Origin of the sequence: Thiohalocapsa sp. (genome assembly GCF_019695415.1) — a bacterium.
Lineage (GTDB): Bacteria > Pseudomonadota > Gammaproteobacteria > Chromatiales > Chromatiaceae > Thiohalocapsa.
In genome coordinates this window covers 1-6231 of the sequence record NZ_JAIFKJ010000648.1, presented here as the reverse complement: position 1 = coordinate 6231, position 6231 = coordinate 1, and the positions used below count along the sequence as shown (strand labels likewise).

Annotated in this window: 7 protein-coding genes; 1 reads left to right on the top strand and 6 read right to left on the bottom strand. The window is 65.4% G+C overall.

Annotated features, from left to right (window positions below):
* Window positions 1-82: 82 nt before the first annotated feature.
* From I6U14_RS17690 to rpsB, 6 genes are all read right to left on the bottom strand, one after another.
* Window positions 83-421, bottom strand: a complete 339-nt coding sequence (locus I6U14_RS17690; RefSeq protein WP_296901119.1) for a phosphatidate cytidylyltransferase — start codon at window positions 419-421, stop codon at window positions 83-85.
* 28 nt (window positions 422-449) lie between these two features.
* Window positions 450-1208 carry a polyprenyl diphosphate synthase gene (uppS, locus tag I6U14_RS17685; protein WP_296901121.1) on the bottom strand — a complete coding sequence of 253 codons (759 nt, stop codon included), beginning with the start codon at window positions 1206-1208 and terminating at the stop codon, window positions 450-452.
* A 47-nt stretch (window positions 1209-1255) separates the two neighbouring features.
* Entirely contained in the window at window positions 1256-1813 is a 558-nt protein-coding gene (gene frr / locus I6U14_RS17680) for a ribosome recycling factor (protein ID WP_296901117.1), read from the bottom strand.
* Window positions 1810-2544, bottom strand: a complete 735-nt coding sequence (pyrH, locus tag I6U14_RS17675) for a UMP kinase (RefSeq protein ID WP_296901115.1) — start codon at window positions 2542-2544, stop codon at window positions 1810-1812. Before pyrH ends, frr begins: the two co-directional genes overlap by 4 nt.
* A gap of 295 nt (window positions 2545-2839) precedes the next feature.
* Window positions 2840-3730: a translation elongation factor Ts gene (gene tsf / locus I6U14_RS17670; protein WP_296901113.1), complete on the bottom strand. Its 891-nt coding sequence runs from the start codon at window positions 3728-3730 to the stop codon at window positions 2840-2842.
* Window positions 3731-3799: 69 nt separating this feature from the next.
* On the bottom strand, window positions 3800-4582 hold the full coding sequence (gene rpsB, locus I6U14_RS17665; protein ID WP_296901111.1) for a 30S ribosomal protein S2: 783 nt from the start codon (window positions 4580-4582) through the stop codon (window positions 3800-3802).
* A 613-nt stretch (window positions 4583-5195) separates the two neighbouring features.
* Here rpsB and map point away from each other — a divergent pair.
* Window positions 5196-5975 carry a type I methionyl aminopeptidase gene (gene map, locus I6U14_RS17660; protein ID WP_296901109.1) on the top strand — a complete coding sequence of 260 codons (780 nt, stop codon included), beginning with the start codon at window positions 5196-5198 and terminating at the stop codon, window positions 5973-5975.
* Window positions 5976-6231: the final 256 nt, after the last annotated feature.

Below are 6231 nucleotides of genomic sequence, written 5' to 3'. Positions count from 1 at the left end.
TTTATGTTGTGGGTCGTGGTGCTTTTCTTTTTTAAGAGCCCGCCGCCCCCCGGAGTGTACCCTATCCTCTTCGTCGGCAGCGTCAGATGTGTATGAGGGACAGTAGCAGGACCCTGTCGACGCCGGCCCGGGCCGGCCGCGGCGGCGGCCGCGACAGCGCCAAGGCGAGCCCGAGCCACCAAAGCACGGCCGGCAGCAACAGCGTGATACCGGCGGCCGTGATCCAGAGCACGAGCAAGACGGCCGCGAGCAGGGCGGTGGCCGCGACGCGGGAGGCCGATCCTACGACGCCCGCGAGGCGCGCCCACTCCCAGCCCGCAAGCGCGACGATTGCGCCCATGATCAGGGCGAACCACGGCGTGGGCAACAGTACCGCGACGACGAAGCCCGGCACCAGCCACGCGGAGGTGCGGAGCCGCATACGCAGCACATCGTCCGACACAGCCGCCTCAGCCACCCACGGCATTCGCACTGGCCGCGATCTGCTCGCTGGTAAGGCCGAAGCGCCGCTGCCGACGGGCGAAGTCGTTCAGCGCGGCGCAGAAGGCGTCGGCATCGAACTCCGGCCACATCAGGTCGGAAAAGTAGAGCTCTGCGTAGGCTGACTGCCAAAGGAGGAAATTGCTGATGCGCTTTTCACCGCCGGTGCGGATGAAGAGGTCCGGATCAGGCACATCCGGAAACGACAGCCGGGCGGCGACGGTGGCTTCGTCGATGGCCTCCGGCGCCAGCTGACCAGCGGCCACATCGCGGGCGATGGCGCGCACGGCTTGGGTGACATCCCAGCGCCCGCCGTAGTTGGCGGCCACCTGCAGCGTTAGCCCGCGATTTTGCCCTGTGGCAGCCTCGGCGTCGCGGAACTGGGCCTGCAGCCTTCGGGAGAAGGCCGACAGATCCCCGATCACGCGCAGCCTTACATCGTGCTCGACCAGGCGTTGGACCTCGACCTGCAGGGTGCTCATGAACAGCTCCATCAGCACCGTGACCTCGCTCTGTGGACGGCGCCAATTCTCGCTGCTGAAGGCGAACAGCGTGAGCACGCCGATACCGTGACGCACGCTCTCTTCGACAACGGCCCGCACACTCTTCGCACCAGCGCGATGACCGGCGGTACGCGGCAGGCCCCTCTGGTTGGCCCAGCGTCCGTTGCCGTCCATGATGATGGCGACATGCTCCGGCACACGCTTGGGCCTGTCGCCTTGGCCGATGGCCGTGATCTCGCTGGTCACTTGCAGTGCGTCTCGCACGCTGGGTTTCAGATGGACATCAGGTCCGCTTCTTTCTCCTCCAGGATGCGGTCCACCTCCTTGATGAACTGGTCGGTTAGCTTCTGCACGATTTCCTCGCCACGGTGCTCGTCGTCTTCGGAGATCAGCTTTTCCTTGACGAGCTCCTTCAGCTGTTGGTTCGCATCGCGGCGGATATTGCGAACGGCCACCCGCGCCTGCTCGGCCTCGGCGCGAGCAATCTTCTGCAGGTCGCGACGCCGCTCCTCGGTGAGCGGCGGCATGGGCACACGGATGACGGTGCCGGCGGTATTGGGGTTCACGCCCAGGTCCGACTGGATGATCGCCTTCTCCACCACTGACACCATGTTACGGTCCCAAGGGGTGACGGTGAGCGTCCGGGCGTCCTCCACGGCAACGCTCGCGGCCTGGCTGATGGGCACCTCGCTACCGTAGTAGGAGACACGGACGTGGTCCAGCAGCGACGGGTGCGCCCGGCCGGTCCGGATCTTAGCGAGCTCGTGGCTCAACGCCTCCGCGCTCTTCCCCATACGCTCGGCGGCGTCTTTCTTGATGTCATCGATCATGGTTCGCGTCCAGGCTCGACCAAGGAGCCAATATCCTCCCCGGCGGCGACGCGCTGCAGCGCCCCGGGCTCAAAAATACTCATCACCCGCAACGGAATGCCATTGTCGCGGCACAATACTAAGGCGGTGAGATCCATCACGCCGAGGCGCTCGCGTAGGGCCTGATCATAGGTGATCCGCGGGTAAAACTGTGCATCTGGATGCTTTTTAGGGTCGGCGGAGTAGATGCCGTCCACCATAGTCGCCTTGATCATAAGGTCCGCATTGATCTCGACGGCGCGCAGGCTCGCAGCGGAGTCGGTCGTGAAGAATGGGTTGCCGGTGCCAGCCGCGAACAGGACCACCCGCCCCTTCTCGAGGTGGCGGATCGCTCGCCGGCGGATGTAATCCTCGCATACCTCGTTGATCTTGAGGGCGGACATGACGCGCGTCGGCACGCCAATGCGCTCAAGCGCATCCTGCATGGCCAGCGCGTTCATGACCGTGGCCAGCATGCCCATGTGGTCTCCGGTGACGCGATCCATGCCACGGGCGGCAAGGCCCGCCCCACGGAAGATGTTGCCGCCGCCGAGCACCACAGCGACCTCAGTGCCGGCGCGCGCGCAGTCGGCTAGGTCGCTGGCGAGCCGCGCGAGAACCTCTGGGTCGATGCCACAGGCGGCGGCGCCGAGCAGCGCTTCACCGCTCAGCTTCACGAGTATCCGGCGCGGTCGGGAAGGTGCTTCGCTCATGTAGCTGCGGCTGGCTATTGGCTGAGCCGGGCCTGAGACTGCGGGCCCGGCGGTCGGCTGACACGACTGCACGGCCTAAGCGGGCACAGGCGCCCGACTGGCTGCGCATGATACCCGAGCACAGGCCTCGGAGCGTGCTTAGGCACGTCTTTTCGGTCAAGGCTATGGAGTGCCTCTTCCCCACCTCTGCAGACCGGCGGGCCTAGCCGCGACACCAGTGCAGGTGCCCGGGTGGCCCGGCACCGAACGCGCGGCCGGGTCGAGGGGCGCGGCCACCGTCACCGGAGGAGGCCCATCAGTCGGCCTTTTTGGCCTGCGCCTGCACCTCTTCCGCGAAGTTCTCAGCCTTTTTCTCGATGCCCTCGCCCACCTCGACGCGCGCGAACGACGCAACTCGCGCGTTGGCCTGCTGCAACAGCTTCTCAACGCTCGTGTCCGGGTCCTTGACGAAGGCCTGACCCAACAGGGTGACCTCCTCGGTGAACTTGCGCATCCGCCCACCGATGATCTTGTCCACGATCTCTGGCGGCTTACCGCTCTCCAGTGCCTGCGCCCGGAAGATCTCACGCTCGCGCTCGATTGCCTCGGCGGGCACGTCGTCGGCGCTGACACACATCGGATTGGTGGCCGCGATGTGCATGGCGATATCACGACCCAGTGCGGCATCGCCGCCGACGAGGTCGACGATCACACCAATGCGCACCCCGTGCCGATAGCTGTGGAGGGTGCCCTGCGGCGCATCGAAGCGCACGATACGGCGCAGCTGGACGTTCTCACCCACCTTGGCGACAAGCGCCTCGCGGGCACTGTTCACAGTGGCGTCGGCGGCACCGGCCAGCGGTGTTTCCGCCAAGGTGTCTACGTCTGCCGCATCACTCGCCAGCGCGGTCTCACCAACGGCCTCGGCAAAGCGGACGAAGTTCTCGTCCTTGGCCACGAAGTCTGTCTCACTGTTGATCTCGACCATGATGCCGCGGCGGCCGTCCTCGGCTACACGCAGCTCGACGACGCCGTCGGCGGCAATGCGCCCGGCCTTCTTTGCGGCCTTGGCCTGACCGGATTTGCGCATGGCCTCGATGGCCGCCTCGATGTCCCCGTCGGTTTCCTGCAGCGCGCGCTTGCACTCCATCATGCCGGCGCCGGTGCGCTCACGAAGCTCCTTGACCAAACTGGCAGAGATTGCCATTGCCTACTCCAAACTCTGGAAACGGAAAGAAGAACAGCCCGCGCACCCGGGCCGGGCGCACGGCGGTGGTCAGGAGGCCGTCGCCGCCTCGCCTGCGGGCTCGGCCGCCGCCGTCGGCTCCGGCGCAGCCGGCTCCGGCGCGCTGTCGCGGCGCCCAGCCATGGCAGCAGCGGTCTGCCGGCCGTCCAAGACCGCGTCGGCGGCGCCCTCGATATAGAGGCGGACGGCGCGGATGGCGTCATCGTTGCCGGGGATGACATAGTCGATCCGGCTCGGGTCGTTGTTGGTGTCCACGACGCCCACGACCGGGATACCCAGCTTATTGGCCTCGGAGATGGCGATCTTCTCGTGGCCGACATCGATGACGAACATGGCGTCGGGCAGGCCATCCATGTTCTTGATGCCGCCGAGGCTGCGCTCGAGCTTGTCGCGCTCGCGGCTCAACGTCAGCGTCTCCTTCTTGCCGAAACGCTCGATGCTGCCATCATCGAACATGGCCTCGAGGTCCTTGAGGCGCTGGATGGACTGACGCACCGTCTTGAAGTTGGTCAGCATGCCGCCGAGCCAGCGGTGGTTGACGTAGGGCATGCCGCAGCGGCTCGCATGCTCGCGGATGGCCTCCTGCGCGGCACGCTTGGTACCAACGAAGAGCACACGCCCGCCGTTGGCAGCGAGCTTGCCGAGATAGCTCATCGCCTCCTGATACAACGGCAGTGTTTTCTCTAAGTTGACGATGTGAATTTTGTTGCGCTGGCCGAAGATGTACGCGGCCATCTTCGGATTCCAGTATCGCGTTTGGTGGCCGAAATGGACCCCGGCCTGCAGCATCTGCCGCATTGAGACGTCGCTCATGGTATTGCCTCTGGTTTGGGTTAGACCTCCACGCGCCCCATGCTGCAACCCGTCAAACGGGCACCCAGCAACACGTGTCGACGCGTGTGTGGCGTTCTGGCCGCTGGCTCACCACCCGAAGTGACGAGAGTGGTGCGGCGGCGCCGGTTGAATGGCGTAAGCTCGGTTGTCGTGCGGCGGTGTGCTCAAGCCGAGCCGCAGCGCGCAACAGCCGCTCGGATGCTCAGAGCGCGGGGCGTCGGAAACAAGATTCCGTCGGTAAGCCGCAGCTCTACCCCGGTGCGGCAATGCTTGGCTGGACAGCAGGCTAGCAGCGCCAAGCTGCGCCCGCGACGACATCAACGCTGAGGTGTGGGTGGGGACACCGCCCAGTCTGACCGCTGCCGCACAAGCGCTTGATCTGCCAAGCAACTACAGTTTGGTTGCCTGACGGTCATGCTCCATGACTGCCCGGATAGCAGATCGCGGCACGCCGTTTGCCCCACATCCTCGCGTTTTATACCATGGGGGTCTTTTCCAAAGCAATCTTGCGCGCGACGGCATCAAAGCCCATGTCACGCCTACTGGATCGGTCTGCGCGGCGGTTAACACTGTGGATGCCTCAGCTAAGAACATGGCGGTAAGCATCAAATCTGATGCCGACATCGCCAAGATGCGCATCGCTGGGCGCCTCGCGGCAGAGGTGCTGGAGATGATCGGCGAGCACGTTGTGCCCGGCGTTACCACCGGAGACCTCGACCGCATCTGTCACGAGTACATCGTCCACGTGCAGGGCGCCGTGCCTGCCCCCCTGAACTACCGAGGCTTCCCACGCTCCATCTGTACCTCGGTGAATAACCAGGTCTGCCATGGCATACCTGGCACCAAGCGCCTGAAAAAGGGCGACATCGTCAACATTGATGTCACCGTCATCAAGGACGGTTTCCACGGCGACACCAGCAAGATGTTCTTCGTCGGCGAGCCATCGGTGCTGGCAAAGCGGCTGGTGGGCGTGACCCAGCAGGCGATGTACACCGGTATCGCCGCGGTGCGACCAGGGGCGACGCTCGGCGACATCGGCCACGCCATCCAAACGTTCGTCGAAAGCCACAGCTACTCTGTCGTACGCGAGTACTGCGGGCACGGCATCGGCCGGGAGTTCCATGAAGACCCGCAGGTCTTGCACTACGGTAAGCCAACGGAGGGGCTAACGCTGCAGCCTGGCATGTGCTTCACCATCGAGCCCATGGTCAACGCCGGCAAACGCCAAGTGAAGCTGCTGCAGGACGGCTGGACAGTCGTCACAAAGGACCGCAGCCTCTCGGCGCAATGGGAGCACACCATACTGGTAACGACGGATGGGCATGAGATCCTGACCCTCCGCGACGAGGAGCGCACGGCCGCCGCCGCATGAGTCGCAACCGGCTCGGCCCATGCGCGCCCCGGCCGACAAGTGCCCACGACGCGCTACGGCCTGCCGCAGCAGCGACGCAACGACTTCCCCTTTCTTCCGGAGCCGAACACATGCCTCAGGCGCCGACGAGCCTTCCGACCGCGAATGCCGAGCCTCCGGCGGCCGGAAACGGCGAGGTCGGCGGCATCGCGGCCTACCAGGTGGAGCACCCCGGAGCCGGGGGTGCCCCCTTCAGCGCCCATGCGCGCGGGCGGCC